Here is a 20,498-nt window from a genome sequence, read left to right as displayed (position 1 = left end):
CATGGCTATTCGCAAGTACAAGCCCACGACCCCGGGTCGCCGCGGTTCGTCGGTGGCCGACTTCGCCGAGATCACCCGATCGACGCCCGAGAAGTCGCTCCTCCGCCCGATCGCCAAGACCGGTGGCCGTAACAACCAGGGCCGCATCACGACCCGTCACATCGGTGGTGGCCACAAGCGCCAGTACCGCGTGATCGATTTCCGTCGCAACGACAAGGACGGCGTCAACGCCAAGGTCGCTCACATCGAGTACGACCCCAACCGCACCGCACGCATCGCGCTGCTGCACTACTTCGACGGCGAGAAGCGTTACATCATCGCCCCGAACAAGCTCCAGCAGGGCGACATCGTCGAGTCGGGTGCCGGCGCTGACATCAAGCCCGGCAACAACCTGCCGCTGCGCAACATCCCGACCGGTACGGTCATCCACGCCATCGAGCTCCGCCCCGGCGGCGGCGCGAAGATGGCTCGCTCGGCCGGCGCCAGCGTGCGTCTGGTCGCGAAGGACGGCCCCTACGCCCAGCTGCGTCTGCCCTCCGGCGAGATCCGCAACGTCGATGCGCGCTGCCGCGCGACCATCGGCGAGGTCGGCAACGCCGAGCAGTCGAACATCAACTGGGGCAAGGCCGGCCGCAAGCGCTGGAAGGGCGTTCGCCCGACGGTTCGTGGTGTCGCCATGAACCCGGTCGACCACCCGCACGGTGGTGGTGAGGGCAAGACGTCCGGTGGACGTCACCCCGTCACTCCCTGGGGCCAGGCTGAGGGTCGCACCCGCCACCCCAACAAGGAGAGCGACAAGTACATCGTCCGCCGTCGCAACGCCGGCAAGAAGCGCAAGTAGGAGTAGAGGAAGATGCCTCGCAGCCTGAAGAAGGGCCCCTTCGTCGACGAGCACCTGCTTCGCAAGGTGGTCGCGCAGAACGAAGCCGGCTCCAAGAACGTCATCAAGACCTGGTCGCGCCGTTCGATGATCATCCCGGCCATGCTCGGCCACACGATCGCCGTGCACGACGGACGCAAGCACATCCCTGTGTTCGTGTCCGAGACCATGGTCGGCCACAAGCTGGGCGAATTCGCGCCCACCCGCACCTTCCGCGGCCACGTGAAGGACGACAAGAAGGGCCGCCGCCGCTGACGCGGGGGCAGTTCCAGAGAGGACAGAGGAGGAGAGACATGGTGGAATCCACCGCGCGCGTGAAGCACATCCGCGTGACCCCTCAGAAGGCTCGTCGTGTCGTCGCGCTCATCAAGGGCAAGCAGGCTCAGGAGGCACTCGCCATCCTGAAGTTCGCCCCCCAGAGCGCCAGCGAGCCGATTTACAAGCTCGTCGCCTCGGCGGTCGCGAACGCTCGCGTCAAGGCCGACAAGGACAACGAGTTCCTGGACGATGCAGACCTGTACGTGAAGAACGCGTACGTCGACGAGGGCACGACGCTCAAGCGTTTCCAGCCCCGCGCCCAGGGTCGTGCCTTCCAGATCAAGAAGCGCACGAGCCACATCACGGTCGTGCTGTCGACGCCGGAGAACGCGGATGCCGCGGCCGCCGGTACGAGCAAGAAGGCGAGCAAGTAATGGGACAGAAAGTCAACCCGTACGGCTTCCGCCTCGGCATCACCACGGACCACGTGTCGCGTTGGTTCTCGGACTCGACCAAGCCGGGCCAGCGTTACGCCGACTACGTCGCCGAGGACATCAAGATCCGTCGTCTGCTGACCACGTCGCTCGACCGCGCCGGCGTCAGCAACATCGAGATCGAGCGCACCCGTGACCGCGTCCGCGTCGACATCCACACCGCCCGCCCGGGCATCGTGATCGGTCGCCGCGGCGCCGAGGCCGAGCGCATCCGCGCCGACCTCGAGAAGCTCACCGGCAAGCAGATCCAGCTCAACATCCTCGAGGTCAAGAACCCCGAGGCCGACGCCCAGCTCGTCGCGCAGGGCATCGCCGAGCAGCTCTCGGCTCGTGTGGCGTTCCGCCGCGCGATGCGCAAGGGTCTGCAGGGCGCTCAGCGCGCCGGCGCCAAGGGCATCCGGATCCAGGTCTCGGGCCGCCTCGGCGGCGCGGAGATGAGCCGCTCGGAGTTCTACCGCGAGGGCCGCGTGCCCCTGCACACGCTCCGCGCGAACATCGACTACGGCTTCTACGAGGCCAAGACCACCTTCGGCCGCATCGGCGTGAAGGTCTGGATCTACAAGGGCGACCTGACGGCCAAGGAGCTCGCTCGCGAGCAGGCCAACGCGCCGAAGACCTCGCGCGGTCGCGACGACCGCGGTGACCGCCGTCGTGGTCCCCGCAACGAGGCCCCCGTGGCAGAAGGAGCGTCGGCCTGATGCTTATCCCCCGTAAGGTCAAGTACCGCAAGCAGCACCACCCCAAGCGCGATGGCCAGGCCACCGGCGGCACGAAGGTCTCCTTCGGCGAGTTCGGCATCCAGGCACTCACGCCCGCTTATGTGACCAACCGTCAGATCGAGTCCGCTCGTATCGCCATGACGCGTCACATCAAGCGTGGCGGCAAGGTGTGGATCAACGTCTACCCCGACCGTCCGCTCACCAAGAAGCCCGCCGAGACCCGCATGGGTTCGGGTAAGGGCTCGCCGGAGTGGTGGGTCGCCAACGTCAAGCCGGGTCGCGTCCTCTTCGAGGTCGCCGGAGTCAACGAGGAGCTCGCTCGCGAGGCCCTGACCCGTGCCATTCACAAGCTGCCGCTTAAGGCACGCATCATCAAGCGCGAGGAGGGCGACGCGTAATGGCTGTCGGCACCAAGACGCTCGCCCCGAGCGAGCTCGACACGTTCGAAGACCAGCGCCTCGTCGAGGAGCTGCGCAAGGCCAAGGAAGAGCTGTTCAACCTGCGCTTCCAGTCGGCCACCGGCCAGCTCGAGAGCCACGGCCGCATCCGTGCGGTCAAGCGCGACATCGCGCGGCTCTACACGGTGATCCGCGAGCGCGAGCTCGGCATCCGTGCCACGCCCGTCGCGGAGGCGCCGAAGGCGAAGAAGACCAAGGCCAAGAAGGCGGATGACGCCACCGAGGCCGCGAAGGAAGAGACCGAGTGATGGCTGAGAAGAAGGATGCCGCAACGGCACCCGCGGCCGCCGGCCACGAGTCGGCCGCGCACGACGTCCGCGACGAGAACGCCCGCGGTTACCGCAAGGCTCGTCGTGGCTACGTCGTGAGCGACAAGATGGACAAGACGATCGTCGTCGAGGTCGAGGACCGCGTGAAGCACCCGCTCTACGGCAAGGTCATCCGCCGCACGTCGAAGGTCAAGGCCCACGACGAGGCCAACACCGCCGGCATCGGCGACCTCGTCCTCATCAACGAGACTCGCCCGCTGAGCGCCACCAAGCGCTGGCGTCTGGTCGAGGTCCTCGAGAAGGCGAAGTGATCTCATGATTCAGACCGAATCCCGCCTCAAGGTCGCCGACAACACCGGCGCCAAGGAGCTGCTCACCATCCGTGTGCTCGGCGGCTCCGCCCGCCGGTACGCCGGACTGGGCGACATCATCGTCGCCACCGTCAAGGACGCGATCCCCGGTGGCAACGTCAAGAAGGGTGATGTCGTCAAGGCCGTCATCGTCCGCACCGTCAAGCAGACGCGCCGTTCCGACGGCTCGTACATCAAGTTCGACGAGAACGCCGCCGTCATCCTGAAGAACGACGGGGAGCCCCGCGGCACCCGCATCTTCGGACCGGTCGGTCGTGAGCTTCGCGACAAGAAGTTCATGAAGATCGTCTCGCTCGCCCCGGAGGTCATCTGATCATGGCGAACATCAAGAAGGGTGACCTGGTTCAGGTCATCACGGGCGCCAAGCCCGAGCGCGGCGGCGACCGCGGCAAGCAGGGCAAGGTCCTCGAGGTCCTCGTCGAGCAGAACCGCGTCATCGTCGAGGGCGTGAACTACGTCACCAAGCACAGCCGCGTCGGTCAGACGCAGCGTGGCACCAAGACGGGCGGCATCGAGACCTTCGAGGCCCCCATCCACATCTCGAACGTCCAGATCGTCGACCCCGAGACGAAGAAGCCGACCCGCGTCGGCCACCGCGTCGAGGAGAAGACGAAGGACGGCGTGAAGCGCACCGTCCGCGTGCGTTACGCGAAGAAGAGCGGCAAGGACCTCTGAATATGAGCAGCACCACTGCCGCGGCGGCTGGCAAGATCCAGCCCCGCCTGAAGCAGAAGTACCAGAGCGAGATCAAGAAGGCTCTGCAGGACGAGTTCGGCTACGCCAACGTCATGCAGATCCCCGGTCTCGTGAAGGTCGTCGTGAACACCGGTGTCGGCGAGGCAGCTCGCGACAGCAAGGTGATCGACGGCGCTGTGGACGACCTGACGAAGATCACGGGTCAGAAGCCGATCGTCACGAAGGCCCGTAAGTCCATCGCGCAGTTCAAGCTGCGCGAGGGCCAGGCCATCGGCGCGCACGTCACCCTCCGTGGCGACCGTGCGTGGGAGTTCATCGACCGCCTCGTGAACCTCGCGCTGCCCCGCATCCGCGACTTCCGCGGTCTGTCGCCCAAGCAGTTCGACGGTCACGGCAACTACACCTTCGGTCTGCAGGAGCAGGCGGTCTTCCACGAGATCAACCAGGACCGCATCGACCGCGTCCGCGGTTTCGACATCACGATCGTCACGACGGCGAAGACGGATGACGAGGGACGCTCGCTGCTTCGCCAGCTGGGCTTCCCGTTCACCGCGGACAACGCCCAGGCCTAATCCGGTACAATCGATCGTTCGGCCTCGGGGCATGCTCCGGGGCCGAACGACTGCACAACTGAATATGGACATTCATCGAAGGTCGCCTGTCGTGTAACGGCAGTCGAAACCTCATGATCAAAGGAAAACACCTATGACGATGACAGACCCGGTCGCAGATATGCTGACCCGTCTGCGCAACGCGAACTCGGCGCACCACGACTCCGTGTCGCTGCCGAGCTCGAAGCTCAAGACCAACATCGCCGAGATCCTCAAGCAGGAGGGCTACATCTCCAGCTGGGAGGTCTCCGATGCTCGTGTCGGCCAGACCCTCACCATGACGCTGAAGTACGGCCCCAACCGCGAGCGGTCGATCGCCGGCATCAAGCGCGTCTCCAAGCCCGGTCTCCGCGTTTACGCGAAGTCGACCGAGCTGCCCACGGTCCTCGGTGGCCTGGGCGTCGCGATTCTGTCCACCTCCTCTGGCCTCCTCACGGACCGCCAGGCCGAGTCGAAGGGCGTCGGCGGGGAAGTCCTCGCCTACGTGTGGTGATCTGATGTCGCGTATTGGACGTCTTCCCATTGACATCCCTGCCGGTGTGACCGTCGAGGTCGCCGGACAGGACGTCCTCGTCAAGGGCCCCAAGGGCGAGCTGCGACTGACCGTCGCCAAGCCCATCGAGGCCAAGGTCGAGGAGAACCAGGTTCTCGTCACCCGCCCGGATGACGAGCGCGAGTCGCGTGCCCTGCACGGCCTGACCCGCACCCTGATCAACAACAACATCATCGGCGTGACCCAGGGCTACACCAAGGGTCTCGAGGTCGTCGGCACCGGTTACCGCGTCGCTCAGAAGGGCTCGTCCGTCGAGTTCGCTCTCGGCTTCTCGCACCCCGTCACCGTCGAGGCACCCGCCGGCATCACCCTGACCGTCGAGGGCAACAACAAGCTCACGGTCAGCGGCATCGACAAGCAGGCGGTCGGCGAGACCGCGGCCAACATCCGCAAGATCCGCAAGCCCGAGCCGTACAAGGGCAAGGGTGTGCGGTACGCGGGCGAGGTCGTCCGCCGCAAGGCCGGAAAGGCTGGTAAGTAAGCATGGCTGTGAAGAGCAAGTCCGACGCGCGCGCGCGTCGTCACGCCCGCCTTCGCAAGAAGATCGTGGGCACCGAGGTCCGGCCGCGCCTGGTCGTGACCCGCTCGGCCCGCCACGTCTTCGTGCAGCTCGTCGACGACGCGAAGGGCCACACCGTGGCATCCGCGTCGACCCTCGAGGCCGACCTGCGCACGTTCGACGGTGACAAGACCGCCAAGGCCCGCAAGGTCGGCGAGCTCGTCGCCGAGCGCGCCAAGGCCGCCGGCGTCGCAGACGTCGTGTTCGACCGCGGTGGCAACCGCTACGCGGGCCGTGTCGCAGCGATCGCCGACGGCGCTCGCGAGGGAGGTCTGAACCTGTGAGCGATGCAGTGACCAACAACAACGGAGAGAACCCTGTGACCGAACAGGCTACGACCGAGCAGGCCGCAGGCACCGCTCCCGTCGAGCGCGAGGCCCGCGAGCCCCGCCGCGGCAGCCGCGAGCGCAACAACAACCGTGACCGCGGTTCGCGCGACGCCGACAAGAGCCAGTTCCTGGAGCGCGTCGTCACGATCAACCGCGTGTCGAAGGTCGTCAAGGGTGGTCGTCGCTTCAGCTTCACCGCTCTCGTCGTCGTCGGCGACGGCAACGGTCTGGTGGGCGTCGGCTACGGCAAGGCGCGTGAGGTCCCCCTCGCCATCTCCAAGGGTGTCGAAGAGGCCAAGCGCAACTTCTTCCGCGTTCCCCGCACCGGCTCGACCATCCCGCACCCCGTGCAGGGTGAGGCAGCCGCCGGCGTGGTGCTCCTGCGTCCGGCCGCGGCCGGTACCGGTGTTATCGCCGGTGGTCCCGTCCGCGCCGTGCTCGAGTGCGCCGGTATCCACGACGTCCTGTCGAAGTCGCTCGGCTCGTCGAACACGATCAACATCGTGCACGCGACCGTCGAGGCACTGAAGCAGCTCGAGGAGCCCCGTGCGGTCGCCGCACGCCGTGGCCTGGACTTCGACCAGGTCGCGCCGGCTCGTCTCGTGCGCGCTGAGGCCGAGGCGAACGCCGCACAGAAGGTAGGTGCCTGATGGCCGCTCGACTGAAGGTCACCCAGGTCAAGTCCAAGGTGAGCGAGAAGCAGAACCAGCGCGACACGCTGCGTTCGCTGGGTCTCAAGCGGATCGGCGACTCGGTCGTCCGTCCCGACGACGCGCAGACGCGCGGCTACGTCAAGACCGTCGCGCACCTCGTGAAGGTTGAGGAGATCGACTGATGGCTGAGAAGAAGGACGACAAGAAGGCGAAGGCCGAGACCACGGCCGCTCGTCCCGGTGTGCTGAAGGTGCACCACCTGCGTCCGGTCCCCGGATCCAACACCGCGAAGACCCGTGTCGGTCGCGGTGAGGGCTCGAAGGGCAAGACGGCGGGCCGCGGTACCAAGGGTACGAAGGCTCGCTACCAGGTCAAGGTGGGCTTCGAGGGTGGCCAGATGCCGCTCCACATGCGCACCCCGAAGCTGCGCGGGTTCAAGAACCCGTTCCGCGTCGAGTACCAGGTCGTGAACCTGGACAAGCTCGCGGAGCTGTACCCGCAGGGCGGCGACGTCACCATCGGCGACCTGGTCGCCAAGGGTGCCGTCCGCAAGAACGAGAAGGTCAAGGTGCTCGGCACCGGCGACATCTCGGTGGCGCTGAACGTGTCGGTCGACAAGGTCTCGGGCTCTGCCGAGCAGAAGATCGTCGCGGCCGGCGGGTCCATCAAGTAATTCGCCAGCGAGGGCCGGGGTTCGCTCCGGCCCTCGCTTCGTCGTATCCGAGGCGCGCGAGTGAACGGCCTGGGATACCCTGGTTGACGGTGTCTTCCCGAGACGCCGCCCATCCCTTGGGAGGAATCCACTTGTTCAGCGCCATTGCGCGGGTCTTCCGCACCCCGGATCTCCGGCGGAAGATCGGCTTCACCCTGGCGATCATCGCCATCTACCGCCTGGGCGCCCACGTCCCGACGCCGTTCGTCAATTTCCCGAACGTGCAGAGCTGTCTCGACCAGAGCGGAACCGCGCAGGGCCTGCTCTCGCTCGTGAACCTGTTCTCGGGCGGCGCGCTGCTGCAGCTGTCGATCTTCGCCCTCGGCGTCATGCCGTACATCACCGCGACGATCATCGTGCAGCTGCTGCGTGTGGTCATCCCGCACTTCGAGACCCTCTACAAGGAGGGCCAGTCGGGTCAGGCGAAGCTCACGCAGTACACGCGCTACCTCACCATCGCGCTGGCGCTGCTGCAGTCGACCACTCTCGTGACGGTCGCACGCTCGGGTCAGCTGATCCCCGTGACCGGTGTTCCCGAGTGCGCGCAGCTGCTGACCTCGGAGGCCTGGTACGCACAGCTCCTGATGATCATCACGATGACCGCCGGCACGGGCCTGATCATGTGGTTCGCCGAGCTCGTCACCGAGCGCGGCGTCGGCAACGGCATGTCGATCCTCATCTTCACCTCGATCGCGGCGACCTTCCCGGCCGCCCTGTGGTCGATCGCCGTCGCGCGCGGCTTCGAGATCTTCCTCCTCGTGCTCGCTGTCGGTATCGCCGTCGTCGCCCTCGTCGTCTTCGTCGAGCAGTCGCAGCGGCGCATCCCCGTCCAATACGCCAAGCGGATGGTCGGCCGACGCACCTACGGCGGGACGAACACGTACATTCCGATCAAGGTCAACATGGCCGGCGTGGTGCCCGTCATCTTCGCCTCGTCGCTGCTCTACATCCCCGCGCTGATCGCGCAGTTCAATCAGAACCCGGATGCCGACGGCAACGTGCCCGGCTGGGTGGCGTGGATCCAGCAGTACTTCACGACCGGCGACAGCCCGCTGTACATGGCGGTGTACTTCCTGCTGATCATCGGCTTCACCTACTTCTACGTCGCGATCACGTTCAACCCGGTCGACGTCGCCGACAACATGAAGAAGTACGGCGGGTTCATCCCCGGCATCCGTGCCGGTCGCCCCACCGCGGAGTACCTCGACTACGTGCTCACCCGCATCACCGCTCCCGGCTCGATCTACCTGGGGCTCATCGCCCTGCTGCCGCTGATCGCGCTCGCGACGGTCGGTGCGAACCAGAACTTCCCGTTCGGCGGCGCATCGATCCTCATCATCGTGGGTGTCGGACTCGAGACGGTGAAGCAGATCGACGCGCAGCTTCAGCAGCGCCACTACGAAGGGTTGCTGCGATGACGGCTGCGCGTCTGCTGATCGTCGGGCCGCAGGGCTCGGGCAAGGGCACTCAGGGAGTGCGCATCGCCGAGGCCCTCGGCGTTCCCGCCGTGTCGACCGGCGATGTCTTCCGGGCGAATGTCAAGGAGGGCACTCCGCTCGGTCAGCAGGTCAAGGCGATCATCGACGGTGGCGACCTGGTTCCCGACGAGCTGACGAGCGCGATCGTGCGCGATCGTCTCGCACAGGACGACGCCGCCGGCGGGTTCCTGCTCGACGGGTACCCCCGCAACCTGGCCCAGGTCGCCGACCTCGACGCATTCCTCCGCAGTCGCGGTGAGGAGCTGACCGGCGTCATCGAGCTGGTCGTCCCCCGCGAGGAGTCGATCGCTCGGCTGTCGAAGCGCGCGGCCGAGCAGGGTCGCGACGACGACAACGCGGAGTCGATCGCGAAGCGTCTCTCGATCTACGAGAACGAGACGGCGCCGATCCTCGACGTCTTCCGCGAGCGCGGCATCGTCGACCAGATCGACGGGGTCGGCTCGCTCGACGAGATCACCGAGCGCATCACCGCGGCCCTGACCGCCCGCGGCATCACGGCGTGATCGGCCGCCGCTCCATCTACAAGTCGCCCGCACAGCTGCAGGCGATGGTCGAGCCCGGCCTCATCACGGCGGCGGCGCTGCAAGCGGTTCGCGAGCGTGTGGCCCCCGGCGTGACGACGCTCGAGCTCGACGCGATCGCGGCGGACGTGATCCGCTCGCGCGGTGCCGAGTCGAACTTCCAGCTCGTGCGCGGCTACCGCCACACGGTGTGCGCCTCGGTCAACGAGCAGGTCGTGCACGGCATCCCGAACTCGCGCCCGCTCGAGCCCGGCGACATCCTGTCGATCGACGCCGGCGCTCAGTTCCGCGGCTGGAACGGTGATTCTGCGATCACGATCGTCATCCCCGATCCCGACCGCCCGGAACTCGTCGCGGCGCGTGAGCGGCTGTCCGAGGTGACCGAGGAATCGCTGTGGGCTGGTATCGCCGCCATGGCGAACGCGAAGCGCATCGGTGAGATCGGCGACGCGATCCAGACGTCGATCGAGTCTTCGGGCGAGGGCTACGGCATCCTGCGCGACTACGTCGGGCATGGTATCGGCCGCAAGATGCACGAGGCGCCGTCGGTGTTCAACTACCGCGTTCCCGACCTCGGCCCCGAGGTCAAGCCCGGTCTCGTCCTCGCGATCGAGCCGATGGTCGTGGCGGGCTCGGAAGAGACCTTCACCGAGGATGACGACTGGACCGTCTCGACGATCGACGGCTCGGACGGCTCCCATTGGGAACATAGCGTCGCGGTGCATGATGGGGGAATCTGGGTTCTCACGGCACCGGACGGTGGCGCCGCGGGGCTCGCTCCGTATGGAATCGTGCCGACGGAAATCGGCTGAGGAGAGAAGTGATGGCTACTGCGGCGACGGGCAAGACCAACTGGTTCGCGATCTGGGTGTCGACGGCCGTGGTGGTCGTCGTGGCTCTCATCGTCGCGCTCGTGGTGTGGATGAACAACAGCGCGACCGATCCGGGCACCCCGCCCACGGGCTCGGGTATCAACCAGGAGACCGGCGCGGTCGTGGTCGGCGAGGGGTCGCAGACGCTCGACACCTACATCGACTTCATGTGCCCGATCTGCGGTCAGTTCGAGACGACGTACGGTCCCGAGATCCTCGACCTCGTGAACGACGGCACGATCACCCTCAACATCCACCCGATCTCGATCCTCGACCGCTACTCGCAGGGGGCCGAGTACTCGACCCGCTCGGCCAACGCGATGTACTGCGTGGCCGAGGCCGATCCCGACGCCGCTGTTCCCTTCATGCAGGCGATGTTCGAGCAGCAGCCCGCGGAGCAGTCGACGGGCCTCACCGACGAGCAGATCCTGCAGATCGCCTCCGACGCCGGCGTCACCGGCATCGACTCGTGCGTCACCGATCGCACCTACGAGTCGTTCGTGACCGCGAAGACGAAGGAGACGCCGATCCAGCCCGGTGCGAACGGCATCGGCACGCCCACGATCGCGGTCAACGGCGAGACGATCTCGAACAGCACCATCCCCGCCCGGGGCTCGTTCGCGACGCTCTTCAACTGACCGTCGCGGAGCGACGCGCCGGAGAAGATACGGCGAGTTGCCGGAGCGTGCGGTAGCGCGTATGCTTGCTCTTTGGTGCGTTGCGCCTCTCTCGGCGTGTCACCGAAAATCCCATCCAACGCAGACCGACCGGCCTGCACAACTGTAAGCGAGCGTATGGCGAAGAAAGACGGTGTCATCGAGATCGAGGGCGTGATCTCCGAGGCTCTGCCGAACGCGATGTTCCGCGTCGAGCTGAGCAACGGGCACAAGGTCCTCGCAACGATCTCGGGAAAGATGCGACAGAACTACATCCGCATCATCCCCGAAGACCGCGTGGTCGTGGAGCTCAGCCCCTACGATCTGACTCGCGGCCGCATCGTCTACCGCTACCGCTGAGCCCAGCGCACACCGGTCGAGAAGTAACGCCCCGGGGCTCCTGCTCCGTCGGCGAAGACAGCGAATCAGGAACATCATGAAGGTCAACCCCTCCGTCAAGCCCATCTGCGACCACTGCAAGGTCATCCGTCGCCACGGTCGCGTCATGGTCATCTGCAAGTCGAACCCGCGTCACAAGCAGCGCCAGGGCTGATCGGATGCCGCGTGCACGCGGCGCTCGGTCCGACGACAACTCAATACACCTCAGGCAGATCAGAGCCCGCCCGGCGACGCCGGCGGGGGACACCTCGGGACGAAGGCCCGAGCACAGATCCTGCTCCATACCTTCGACTACTCCTAGGAGAACCGCATGGCACGTCTTGCCGGCGTTGACATCCCGCGCGACAAGCGCGTGGTGATCGCCCTCACGTACATCTACGGCGTGGGCCGTACCCGCTCGAACGAGATCCTCGCAGCGACGGAGATCGACGAGAACATCCGCGTCAAGGACCTCAGCGACGACCAGCTCGTCGCGCTCCGCGACTACATCGAGGGCAACTACAAGGTGGAGGGTGACCTGCGCCGCGAGGTCGCCGCCGACATCCGCCGCAAGGTCGAGATCGGTTCCTACGAGGGTCTGCGCCACCGCCGTGGCCTGCCCGTGCGCGGTCAGCGCACCAAGACCAACGCGCGTACGCGCAAGGGTCCCAAGCGCACCGTCGCCGGCAAGAAGAAGGCGCGCTAAGGCGCGGCCCCCACAGGTTTAGGAGAACACGCACATGGCACAGGCCAAGTCCGCAGCGCGCAAGCCGCGCCGCAAGGAGAAGAAGAACATCGCGCTGGGTCACGCCCACATCAAGTCGACGTTCAACAACACGATCGTCTCGATCACCGACCCGTCGGGCGCCGTCATCAGCTGGGCCTCCTCGGGTGGCGTCGGCTTCAAGGGCTCGCGCAAGTCGACCCCCTACGCCGCCGGCATGGCCGCCGAGTCCGCTGCGCGTCAGGCGCAGGAGCACGGCGTCAAGAAGGTCGACGTCTTCGTGAAGGGCCCCGGTTCGGGCCGTGAGACCGCGATTCGCTCGCTGACGGCCGCCGGCCTCGAGGTGGGGTCCATCCAGGACGTCACCCCGCAGGCCCACAACGGCTGCCGTCCCCCCAAGCGCCGCCGCGTCTGAGCTGACACGGATCCGGATGCCGCATCGCGCGGCATCCGGACTTCCGTCGTTTCCTTGAAAACTCAACACCTCACTGAATTGCACGTGTCATATAGCGGTCACGTGATCGAAAGGAACACATAGTGCTCATCGCACAGCGTCCCACTCTGACCGAGGAGAAGATCGGCGAGTTCCGCAGCCGGTTCGTCGTCGAGCCGCTCGAGCCCGGCTTCGGCTACACCATCGGCAACGCGCTGCGCCGCAGCCTGCTGTCGTCCATCCCGGGTGCCGCCGTCACCAGCATCCGTTTCGACGGTGTGCTGCACGAGTTCAGCACGATTCCGGGCGTGAAGGAGGATGTCACCGAGATCATCCTCAACATCAAGCAGCTCGTCGTCTCGTCCGAGCGCGACGAGCCCATCACGGCTTACCTGCGCAAGACCGGTGCCGGTGAGGTCACGGCCGCCGACATCTCGGCTCCCGCCGGTGTCGAGGTGCACAACCCCGACCTGGTCATCGCGACGCTCAACGACAGCGCGAAGTTCGAGCTCGAGCTCGTCATCGAGCGCGGTCGCGGCTACGTCTCGGCGACCCAGAACCGCAACGAGTACGCCGAGGCCGGTCAGATCCCGATCGACTCGATCTACTCGCCCGTGCTCAAGGTCAGCTACCGCGTCGAGGCCACTCGTGCCGGTGAGCGCACCGACTTCGACAAGCTCGTCCTCGACGTCGAGTCGAAGGCGTCCATCTCGCCGCGCGACGCCGTTGCTTCGGCCGGACGCACGCTCGTCGAGCTGTTCGGTCTGGCCCGCGAGCTGAACGTCGAGGCCGAGGGCATCGAGATCGGCCCCGCGCCGGTCGCCGAGGTCCTCACCAACGAGCTGTCGATGCCGATCGAAGACCTCGACCTCTCGGTCCGCTCGTACAACTGCCTCAAGCGTGAGGGCATCAACACGGTGTCCGAGCTGGTCGCCCTCTCGGAGACCCAGCTCATGAACATCCGCAACTTCGGTCAGAAGTCGGTCGACGAGGTGCGCGACAAGCTCGTCTCCCTCGGCCTGTCGCTGAAGGACTCGGTTCCCGGGTTCGACGGTGCGCACTTCTACGGCGGATACGACGACGAGAACCTCTGAGCCCCCTCTTCTTCCTGGAGTAATCAAAAATGCCTAAGCCCACCAAGGGTCCCCGCCTCGGAGGCGGCCCCGCACACGAGCGCCTGCTTCTCGCGAACCTCGCCGCGGCGCTGTTCACGCACAAGTCGATCACCACGACCGAGACGAAGGCCAAGCGCCTGCGTCCGTACGCCGAGCGTCTCGTCACGTTCGCCAAGCGCGGCGACCTGCACGCCCGCCGCCGCGTCGCGACGGTCATCGGCGACAAGAGCGTCGTGCACGAGCTCTTCGCCGAGATCGCCCCGCTGGTCGCCGACCGTGAAGGCGGCTACACCCGCATCACGAAGATCGGCAACCGCAAGGGCGACAACGCCCCCATGGCCGTCATCGAGCTCGTGCTCGAGCCGGTGAACCCCAAGCCGAAGTCGGCGAAGAAGTCGGCTGCGGCCGCTCCTGCCGCCGAGGCCCCGGCCGAGGAGGCTCCCGTCGAGGAGGCCACCGAGGCTCCCGCCGATGACACGGCCGCCGACGCCGGCGCCGAGTCGCCGGAAGAGGGCGCAGCTGCTGAGGCTGCGGCCGAGGACGCCGCTGAGGCTCCCGCCGAGGACGACAAGAAGTAACCAGCGCCACGCGCTCACGACGGGCCCGTGCTCTCTCCGGAGGGTGCGGGCCCGTCGTCGTGCGCGTGGGAGGCCGGTGGCTCCCATGTGGGAGGGTGGAGGGGTGAGCGAGCCGAACGCACCGTCCTGTCCCGCCGTCGCGCGCTGGCGTACCGCTACCCCGGACGACATCGACATCATCCAGGGGGTCCTCGTCGCCGCCGACCGCGTCGATCACCCGACATGGACGACGCCGCGCGAGGATGTGGCCGAGACGTTCGAACTGTCGCACATCGATCACGCGCGCGACACGATGATCGCCTTCGACGCCGATGGGCACGCCCTCGCTGTCGGCAGCGTGATGCTGCACCCCTCGCGAGAGGAGCACCTGCATATCTACCTCACCGGCGCGGTGCGTCCCGAACAGCGCGGACGGGGAATCGGCACAGCTCTGTTCCGATGGCAGCACGAGCGTGCGGAGGAGCAGCTACGCGAGGCGACGCAAGCGGATGCCGCCGCGGCTGCCCTTCCCTCCGAGATCCAGGTGTACGCGTCGGAGAAGAACACCGCGCTCGAGCGCATCGCCGAATCGCTCGGATATCGCACCGAGCGGTGGTTCTCGACGATGCACCGTGACCTGGCGCAGCCGATCGACGATGTCGCCGCTCCCGACGGCGTGGAGCTGGTGCCGTTCTCGGCCGACCGGGCGGAGGACGCGCGGCTGGCGCGCAACGACGCGTTCCGCGATCACTGGGGAAGTCTGCCGACGCCGCCGGAGCGGTGGCAGCAGTTTATCGGCGGTCCGTTCCTCCGCCCCGACCTCTGCACGCTCGCGGTCGAGGAGGGGAACATCGTCGCGTTCTGTCTGGTCTCCGTGAATGAGGGCGATTTCGAGGTGCTCGGTCCGAACGCCTACATCGACCTCGTCGGCGTGGTGCGCTCGCACCGCCGCCGCGGCCTCGCTCCGGCCGTCATCGCGCGATCGCTCGCGGCGATTCGTGATGCGGGGCTCGGAATGGCCGTGCTCGATGTCGACACCGAGAGCCCGACGGGGGCGAATGCGCTCTACGGCGGGTTGGGCTTCACCGCCTACGAACGCGACCGGGTGCTGGTCCGCCGCTACTGATCCTCGTCGGCCCCGAGCATCTCGAGAAGCGTCGTGCGGGTCTGCTCCGCGGCCCACTGAGCCGTGGCGAGCTGGGTCGCGGCGCCATCGACCGCCCGCTTCACCATGCTCGCGTAGAGCTCGCCTCCTGCCGACTCGGGGTGGATCTGATCGCCGGCGAGCAGGTCGGTGCGGCCGGCGATCGCCCCGGCCCAGTCGGCCACGGCCACCCGGGGGTGCGTGGCGGCGAACGCGGTGAGGTCGCGATTGACTCCCGGGATCCAATCGCGCGGCGCGGACGCGTTGACGAGGATGACGTATCTCTCGGGGCCCGCGGCATCGACGATGCGCTGCAGCGCATCGGTCGAGACCGGACCGTTCGTGCCGAGCCCGACCACGACGTACTCGCGCAGCTCGCCCGACGCGGCGAGGTCCTCGACGATGTGGGCTCCCGCCCAGAGCGACCGTGAGACCTCCGCGTCGACCGCGATACCCGGCATCGCCTGCAGTAGTCCCGGTGCGGAGGCCAGCATGACGGAGTCGCCGACGGCGCTCACCCGGGTGCCGTCGACCGTTTGAGCGCCGGGCGCGGGCTCGGGGGTGGGATGGTGCTGCGCCTGCGCGAGCGCGTCGCGCCCGGCATCGACGGCGTTCTGGCTCGTCGTCTCACGCGGGGCGGCCGCGACCGCGGCCGTCGTCCCGCCGAGGGCGAGTGCGGCCGCGACCGCCGCTGCGAGGGTCGCCGCGCGCCGCGACGGGCGCGAGCGGAGCCCGTGGCGCGCGAGTGCGAACGCGCCGCGGAATCCGTGACGCCGCACGGGCTGCTCGATCCAGCGGTACGACAGCGCCGCCGCCACCACCGAGGCCGCGGCGACGCCGGCGCTCGCCATGACCGGGACGCCCGCCTCGGGGCCTGCGCCGCTGAGCTGGAACGACAGCAGGACGAGGAGGGGCCAGTGCCAGAGGTACACCGCGTACGACCGCTCGCCGAGCCAGCGCAGGGGCATGACATCGAGCACGCGGCCGAACCACGATCCCGGCCACGCCGCGATCACCAGCACGACGGCGGTGAGGAGCGACGCGGCGAGGCTGGAGGCCGGGAACGTGATCGCCTCACCGCCGCCCACGGCGGCCGCACCGACGATGCCCGCGGTCGCGAGCGCCCCGACGATGACACCCCACACGGGGCCGACGCCGGCGACCGACGGGCGGCGCACGACGAGGCCGTGCAGCGCGAACGCGACCGCGACACCGATGAGGAGTCCGAAAGCGTGCGTGTCGGTGCCGAAGTACACCCGGGTGAGGTCTGCGCCCGCGGCGACGCTCGTGAACGCCCACGCGGCAGACAGCGCCGCGAGTGCGAGGGCGACGCCGGCGCGCGAGCGGCGGCCCGGAAGCAGGAGGAAGAGGGGGAGCAGCAACGGCCAGAGCAGATAGAACTGCTCCTCGACGGCGAGCGACCACAGGTTGCGGAAGATCTCGGGGTCGGCGGCGGAGAAGTAGGTGCCGCCGTCGGCCATCGACACCCAGTTGTAGGAGAAGGTCGCGGCGCCCAGGACCTGCAGTCCCATGTCGACCAGCACGTCTCCGCCGACGAGCCACGCCAGGGAGGCGCTCACGGTGACGACGGTGGCGAGAGCCGGCAGGAGCCGCCGCGCGCGGCGCACCCAGAACCTCCGCAGACGGATGCGGCCCTCTCGGGATCGCTCGCGCAGCAGGAGCGTCGTGATGAGGAACCCGGAGATCACGAAGAACACGTCGACGCCCACGTATCCGCTGCGCAGGAAGCCGGCCGGGAACAGGTGGTAGACGACGACGAGGATGACGGCGACGGCACGCAGGCCGTCGAGACCCGCGATGCGGGCGCGCGGGAGAGGGGGAGGTGTCATACGGCGATGTCCGGGGTCGTCGGGGGGACGGGCGGCGGCAGCCTCCCAGTGTAGAGGGGGTGCCTGAGGTGATGTGGTAGACCGGAGGAGATGCGCGGATCCCGCGTGAATCGAGTTTCGAGAACAGGTGGAACATGGGCGCTCCCGAGGTGCTGGTGCTGGGTGAGGCGTTGGTCGACATCGTCGAGACCGCCGATGGTGTGACCGAGCACGTCGGCGGCAGCCCCGCGAACGTCGCCGTCGGCGTCGCCCGTCTCGGTGTGCCCGTGCGGCTGGTGACCAGGCTGGGGCGTGACGAGCGCGGGGAGCGGATCGCCCGGCACGTGCGCGACGCGGGAGCGAAGGTCGCCGAGGCATCGTGGACCGATGCCTCGACCGACACGGCGCGCGCCCGTATCCGTCCCGACGGGTCGGCGGAGTACGAGTTCGACGTGGCGGGCGTCGTCCCTCCCGTCGCGCTGGACGGTGCGGCGCTCGTCCACACCGGATCGATCGCCCTGTTCCTCGACCCGGGCGGAGAGACGTGCCTCGCGGCGCTGGAGGCGGCCCGCGGCGACGCGATCGTCACGGTCGACCCCAACATCCGTCCGGCGCTCGTGGGCGCTCGCGAGACCGCGCTCGCGCGGTTCGCTCGTGCCGCCGCGGCCGCCGACCTCGTCAAGCTCAGCGACGAGGACGCCGAATGGCTGTGGCCCGGAGACGACGCGCCCACGGTGCTCGAGACGATCGCTCGCCTGGGTGCCGCGGTGGTCGTCATGACCCGAGGCGGCGACGGCGCGATCGGCCGGGCGCCCGACGGCACGGTCGTGGAGGTTGCCGGTGTGGCCGTGGTGGTGGCCGACACGATCGGCGCGGGCGACTCGTTCATGGCCAGCCTGATCGCCACCCTCGTCGACCGGGGTGTGCCGACCGACGCCGAGGCACTCGTGCGCGCATTGCGGATCGCGGCGCGCGCCGCGGCGATCACAGTGTCGCGCCCCGGCGCGAACCCGCCCACGCGCGCCGAACTGGAAGACTGATCGGGTGCGCCTGAGACTCGACATCGCCTACGACGGATCGGGATTCTCGGGCTGGGCGCGCCAGCCCGGCCTGCGCACCGTGCAGGGCTCGATCGAGGCCGCCGTCAGCCGCGTCCTCGGCGGCGATGCGCAGCTCGTGGTCGCAGGACGCACCGACGCGGGCGTACACGCCTCGGGGCAGGTGGCCCACCTCGACCTGACCGAGGCGCAGGAGGCGAGGCTGCGGCGGGGACGCTCACCGGAGCCGACCGCCCTCGCCGCACGCCTGAACGGTGTGCTCGGCCGCTATACCGATGTGCACATCCGGGCGACATCCGAGGCCCCCGAGGGTTTCGACGCCCGATTCTCCGCGGTGTGGCGGCGATACGCCTACCGCGTCGCCGACCGCACGACGGGCTACGACCCGCTCGAGCGCTTCCGCACGACCTTCGTGCCCGCCGCGCTCGACGAGGCGCTGATGGATGCCGCGGCCCGCAGCCTCACCGGGCTCCACGACTTCGCCGCGTACTGCAAACCGCGGCCCGAGGCCACGACGATCCGCACGCTGCTCGAGTTCGACTGGCGACGGGACGACGCCGGCGTGCTCGTCGCCAACGTGAAGGCGGACGCGTTCTGCCACAGCATGGTGCGCGCCCTCGTCGGTGCCTGCGTCGCGGTCGGGGAGGGAAGGCTCGGTGTCGAGGATGTCGCCGCGCTCCGCGACGCCGGGCGACGTACGAGCGCTTTCGCGGTGCTGGCGGCGCGCGGGCTCATCCTCACCGAGGTGGGATACCCCGCCGACGACCTGCTCGCGGCACGGGCGGAGCAGACCCGCGCTCGCCGCGCAACAGACACCTGACCGAAAGGAAGCGGGCGTAGCCTGGCGGCACCATGAAGGTCATCTCGTACAACTTGCGCAAGCACCGCGCCGCATCCGAGCTCTCCGACCTCGTCCAGCAGCACGGAGCGGACGTGCTGTGCCTGCAGGAGGCCGACACGAGCGGCATCCCCGACGAGATCAGCGGGCTGCGGCTGGCCGACGCGACCGCACGCAACCGGCTAGGGCTCGCCGTGTACTACCGGGAGAACACCTACCGGGCGGTCGAGGTGCGTTCACTCGCGCTGAAGAAGTCGCTCCACGATCGTGTGCTCAAGCCGGCCGAGGAGCGCATGCTCGGTGTGCGGCTGCGTGACATCGACGACGGTCGCGACCTGATCGTCGCGAGCTTCCACGCCGCTCCGCTGACGGCGCTCAACTCACTGCGACGCAACCAGATCCAGGCGGCCCTGGGCGCCCTGACGGAGCTGGGGACGGGACTGCCGATCCTCATGGTCGGCGACTACAACTATCCGGTCTTCAAGGAGAACCTCGGACAGGTCGTCCGCAAGCAGGGGTACGAGCTGACGCTCAGCGACGCCCGGACCTACACGCGCTACAAGTTCTTCCGCGGGCACTACGACTTCGCCACGAGCGTCGGGTTCGACATCGCACGGGTGCAGACGCTGCCGCAGGGCGCGAGCGACCACCTGCCCATCCTCGTCACCGCCGAGCCGGTCTGACACCAGCCGGTCCGACAAACACGGATGCCCCGGAGCCGAAGCTCCGGGGCATCCGTTCGTGTTGCGCGCCTGATCAGGCAGCGGCCTCCGCGTTGCGGTGGCGGCGGACCGTGCTGGCCACGGCGATGCTGCCGCCGGCGAGGGCGAGAGCGCCACCGCCGATCCACAGGCCGAGGAGAGCGGCGTTGTCGCCACCGGTTGCGGGCAGGGTGCCCGAGCCACCGGCGCCGCCGGCCGCGGCCGGAACGGCGATGGTGACCGTGCTCGCACCCGAGACGGTACCCGTGGCGGTGAGGGTGTACTCGCCGGTCGCGTTGGCGGGCAGAGTCACCTGGAAGGCGACCTCACCGGCTGCGTTGGCGACCTTGGTGGTGCTGGTCGAGGTGACCGCGAACTTCACGAACGCGACACTGCCGGCGGCCGCGTTCTCGCCCGTCAGCGTGCCGGTGACGCTCTCGTTCGGCTCGAAGTTGTTGAACGCGATCGTGGCGGTGCCACCCGCGGTGACGGTGACGGACGAGCCGCCGACCGGTGCCGGGGTGTAAGCGTTTGCGATGGCGGGGGCTGCAAAGACAGCCGCTGCTGCGATGGCGGAGGCCGCCGCCGCCTTGATGAGACGGTTCTTCATG

General features: G+C 68.1%; 32 protein-coding genes. 30 read left to right on the top strand and 2 right to left on the bottom strand.

From position 1 onward, the window contains the following. Window position 1 precedes the first annotated feature (1 nt). The 27 genes from rplB to QUC20_RS13900 all read left to right on the top strand — a co-directional run bounded on the left by rplB (window position 2) and on the right by QUC20_RS13900 (window position 15,443). Window positions 2-841 (top strand): 50S ribosomal protein L2, encoded by an 840-nt coding sequence (gene rplB, locus QUC20_RS14030; protein ID WP_023954042.1) that lies wholly within the window; start codon window positions 2-4, stop codon window positions 839-841. Window positions 842-853: 12 nt separating this feature from the next. Beyond that, the gene (rpsS, locus tag QUC20_RS14025; RefSeq protein ID WP_023954043.1) at window positions 854-1,135 is read left to right on the top strand and encodes a 30S ribosomal protein S19; all 282 of its coding nucleotides are present in this window, start codon (window positions 854-856) and stop codon (window positions 1,133-1,135) included. A gap of 38 nt (window positions 1,136-1,173) precedes the next feature. Next, the gene (rplV, locus tag QUC20_RS14020) at window positions 1,174-1,572 is read left to right on the top strand and encodes a 50S ribosomal protein L22 (protein WP_036304774.1); all 399 of its coding nucleotides are present in this window, start codon (window positions 1,174-1,176) and stop codon (window positions 1,570-1,572) included. After that, window positions 1,572-2,330: a 30S ribosomal protein S3 gene (gene rpsC, locus QUC20_RS14015; protein ID WP_023954045.1), complete on the top strand. Its 759-nt coding sequence runs from the start codon at window positions 1,572-1,574 to the stop codon at window positions 2,328-2,330. Before rplV ends, rpsC begins: the two co-directional genes overlap by 1 nt. Continuing rightward, window positions 2,330-2,749, top strand: coding sequence for a 50S ribosomal protein L16 (gene rplP / locus QUC20_RS14010; protein ID WP_023954047.1), 420 nt, complete (start codon window positions 2,330-2,332; stop codon window positions 2,747-2,749). The genes rpsC and rplP overlap by 1 nt, the downstream gene beginning before the upstream one ends. Continuing rightward, the gene (gene rpmC, locus QUC20_RS14005; protein ID WP_023954048.1) at window positions 2,749-3,057 is read left to right on the top strand and encodes a 50S ribosomal protein L29; all 309 of its coding nucleotides are present in this window, start codon (window positions 2,749-2,751) and stop codon (window positions 3,055-3,057) included. The genes rplP and rpmC overlap by 1 nt, the downstream gene beginning before the upstream one ends. Beyond that, entirely contained in the window at window positions 3,057-3,389 is a 333-nt protein-coding gene (gene rpsQ / locus QUC20_RS14000; RefSeq protein ID WP_120264235.1) for a 30S ribosomal protein S17, read from the top strand. Before rpmC ends, rpsQ begins: the two co-directional genes overlap by 1 nt. A gap of 4 nt (window positions 3,390-3,393) precedes the next feature. Continuing rightward, window positions 3,394-3,762: a 50S ribosomal protein L14 gene (gene rplN / locus QUC20_RS13995; RefSeq protein WP_091500775.1), complete on the top strand. Its 369-nt coding sequence runs from the start codon at window positions 3,394-3,396 to the stop codon at window positions 3,760-3,762. A 2-nt stretch (window positions 3,763-3,764) separates the two neighbouring features. After that, the gene (gene rplX / locus QUC20_RS13990) at window positions 3,765-4,124 is read left to right on the top strand and encodes a 50S ribosomal protein L24 (protein WP_120264236.1); all 360 of its coding nucleotides are present in this window, start codon (window positions 3,765-3,767) and stop codon (window positions 4,122-4,124) included. Window positions 4,125-4,126: 2 nt separating this feature from the next. Further along, entirely contained in the window at window positions 4,127-4,717 is a 591-nt protein-coding gene (gene rplE / locus QUC20_RS13985) for a 50S ribosomal protein L5 (protein ID WP_120264237.1), read from the top strand. Window positions 4,718-4,850: 133 nt separating this feature from the next. Continuing rightward, a complete protein-coding gene (rpsH, locus tag QUC20_RS13980) occupies window positions 4,851-5,249 on the top strand; it encodes a 30S ribosomal protein S8 (protein WP_120264238.1) in 399 nt (132 codons plus the stop codon). A gap of 4 nt (window positions 5,250-5,253) precedes the next feature. Then, complete coding sequence (rplF, locus tag QUC20_RS13975) at window positions 5,254-5,790, top strand: 50S ribosomal protein L6 (protein WP_064955469.1); 537 nt, start codon at window positions 5,254-5,256, stop codon at window positions 5,788-5,790. Window positions 5,791-5,792: 2 nt separating this feature from the next. Then, a complete protein-coding gene (rplR, locus tag QUC20_RS13970; RefSeq protein WP_120264239.1) occupies window positions 5,793-6,152 on the top strand; it encodes a 50S ribosomal protein L18 in 360 nt (119 codons plus the stop codon). Beyond that, complete coding sequence (gene rpsE, locus QUC20_RS13965; protein WP_370877338.1) at window positions 6,149-6,847, top strand: 30S ribosomal protein S5; 699 nt, start codon at window positions 6,149-6,151, stop codon at window positions 6,845-6,847. Before rplR ends, rpsE begins: the two co-directional genes overlap by 4 nt. Then, window positions 6,847-7,032, top strand: coding sequence for a 50S ribosomal protein L30 (gene rpmD / locus QUC20_RS13960; RefSeq protein WP_023954062.1), 186 nt, complete (start codon window positions 6,847-6,849; stop codon window positions 7,030-7,032). The genes rpsE and rpmD overlap by 1 nt, the downstream gene beginning before the upstream one ends. Continuing rightward, window positions 7,032-7,523: a 50S ribosomal protein L15 gene (rplO, locus tag QUC20_RS13955; protein ID WP_183045353.1), complete on the top strand. Its 492-nt coding sequence runs from the start codon at window positions 7,032-7,034 to the stop codon at window positions 7,521-7,523. Before rpmD ends, rplO begins: the two co-directional genes overlap by 1 nt. A gap of 131 nt (window positions 7,524-7,654) precedes the next feature. Beyond that, on the top strand, window positions 7,655-8,980 hold the full coding sequence (secY, locus tag QUC20_RS13950) for a preprotein translocase subunit SecY (RefSeq protein WP_120264240.1): 1,326 nt from the start codon (window positions 7,655-7,657) through the stop codon (window positions 8,978-8,980). Next, complete coding sequence (locus QUC20_RS13945; RefSeq protein ID WP_289330272.1) at window positions 8,977-9,564, top strand: adenylate kinase; 588 nt, start codon at window positions 8,977-8,979, stop codon at window positions 9,562-9,564. Before secY ends, QUC20_RS13945 begins: the two co-directional genes overlap by 4 nt. Beyond that, window positions 9,561-10,394 carry a type I methionyl aminopeptidase gene (gene map / locus QUC20_RS13940; protein WP_289330271.1) on the top strand — a complete coding sequence of 278 codons (834 nt, stop codon included), beginning with the start codon at window positions 9,561-9,563 and terminating at the stop codon, window positions 10,392-10,394. Before QUC20_RS13945 ends, map begins: the two co-directional genes overlap by 4 nt. An 11-nt stretch (window positions 10,395-10,405) precedes the next feature. Continuing rightward, window positions 10,406-11,092, top strand: a complete 687-nt coding sequence (locus tag QUC20_RS13935) for a DsbA family protein (protein ID WP_289330270.1) — start codon at window positions 10,406-10,408, stop codon at window positions 11,090-11,092. A gap of 156 nt (window positions 11,093-11,248) precedes the next feature. Then, window positions 11,249-11,470: a translation initiation factor IF-1 gene (infA, locus tag QUC20_RS13930; protein WP_017201569.1), complete on the top strand. Its 222-nt coding sequence runs from the start codon at window positions 11,249-11,251 to the stop codon at window positions 11,468-11,470. A gap of 76 nt (window positions 11,471-11,546) precedes the next feature. Then, entirely contained in the window at window positions 11,547-11,663 is a 117-nt protein-coding gene (gene rpmJ, locus QUC20_RS13925) for a 50S ribosomal protein L36 (RefSeq protein ID WP_005050492.1), read from the top strand. 156 nt (window positions 11,664-11,819) lie between these two features. Continuing rightward, a complete protein-coding gene (gene rpsM / locus QUC20_RS13920) occupies window positions 11,820-12,194 on the top strand; it encodes a 30S ribosomal protein S13 (protein WP_056371363.1) in 375 nt (124 codons plus the stop codon). A gap of 34 nt (window positions 12,195-12,228) precedes the next feature. Beyond that, window positions 12,229-12,627, top strand: coding sequence for a 30S ribosomal protein S11 (rpsK, locus tag QUC20_RS13915; protein ID WP_023954078.1), 399 nt, complete (start codon window positions 12,229-12,231; stop codon window positions 12,625-12,627). A 122-nt stretch (window positions 12,628-12,749) separates the two neighbouring features. Further along, on the top strand, window positions 12,750-13,739 hold the full coding sequence (locus QUC20_RS13910; RefSeq protein WP_023954080.1) for a DNA-directed RNA polymerase subunit alpha: 990 nt from the start codon (window positions 12,750-12,752) through the stop codon (window positions 13,737-13,739). Window positions 13,740-13,768: 29 nt separating this feature from the next. Further along, window positions 13,769-14,338, top strand: a complete 570-nt coding sequence (gene rplQ, locus QUC20_RS13905; RefSeq protein WP_289330269.1) for a 50S ribosomal protein L17 — start codon at window positions 13,769-13,771, stop codon at window positions 14,336-14,338. Window positions 14,339-14,441: 103 nt separating this feature from the next. After that, complete coding sequence (locus tag QUC20_RS13900; protein ID WP_289330268.1) at window positions 14,442-15,443, top strand: GNAT family N-acetyltransferase; 1,002 nt, start codon at window positions 14,442-14,444, stop codon at window positions 15,441-15,443. Here the strand turns inward: QUC20_RS13900 and QUC20_RS13895 are convergent. Next, window positions 15,437-17,311 (bottom strand): acyltransferase family protein, encoded by a 1,875-nt coding sequence (locus tag QUC20_RS13895; protein WP_289330267.1) that lies wholly within the window; start codon window positions 17,309-17,311, stop codon window positions 15,437-15,439. The genes QUC20_RS13900 and QUC20_RS13895 overlap by 7 nt on opposite strands. A 134-nt stretch (window positions 17,312-17,445) precedes the next feature. On the opposite strand from QUC20_RS13895, the gene QUC20_RS13890 reads away from it, so the two are divergent. From QUC20_RS13890 to QUC20_RS13880, 3 genes are read left to right on the top strand one after another with little or no spacing between them, the layout of a single operon-like run. Further along, a complete protein-coding gene (locus QUC20_RS13890; protein WP_289330266.1) occupies window positions 17,446-18,330 on the top strand; it encodes a PfkB family carbohydrate kinase in 885 nt (294 codons plus the stop codon). 4 nt (window positions 18,331-18,334) lie between these two features. Then, complete coding sequence (gene truA / locus QUC20_RS13885; RefSeq protein WP_289330265.1) at window positions 18,335-19,168, top strand: tRNA pseudouridine(38-40) synthase TruA; 834 nt, start codon at window positions 18,335-18,337, stop codon at window positions 19,166-19,168. 32 nt (window positions 19,169-19,200) lie between these two features. Then, a complete protein-coding gene (locus tag QUC20_RS13880) occupies window positions 19,201-19,869 on the top strand; it encodes an endonuclease/exonuclease/phosphatase family protein (protein WP_120264248.1) in 669 nt (222 codons plus the stop codon). 73 nt (window positions 19,870-19,942) lie between these two features. Here the strand turns inward: QUC20_RS13880 and QUC20_RS13875 are convergent, their stop codons facing one another. After that, on the bottom strand, window positions 19,943-20,497 hold the full coding sequence (locus QUC20_RS13875) for an LPXTG cell wall anchor domain-containing protein (RefSeq protein ID WP_289330264.1): 555 nt from the start codon (window positions 20,495-20,497) through the stop codon (window positions 19,943-19,945). Window position 20,498 lies beyond the last annotated feature (1 nt).

This window comes from Microbacterium arborescens (assembly GCF_030369635.1).
Lineage (GTDB): Bacteria > Actinomycetota > Actinomycetes > Actinomycetales > Microbacteriaceae > Microbacterium.
The sequence above is the reverse complement of the archived record's forward strand: the minus strand, read 5'-3'. Positions and strand labels throughout refer to the sequence as shown.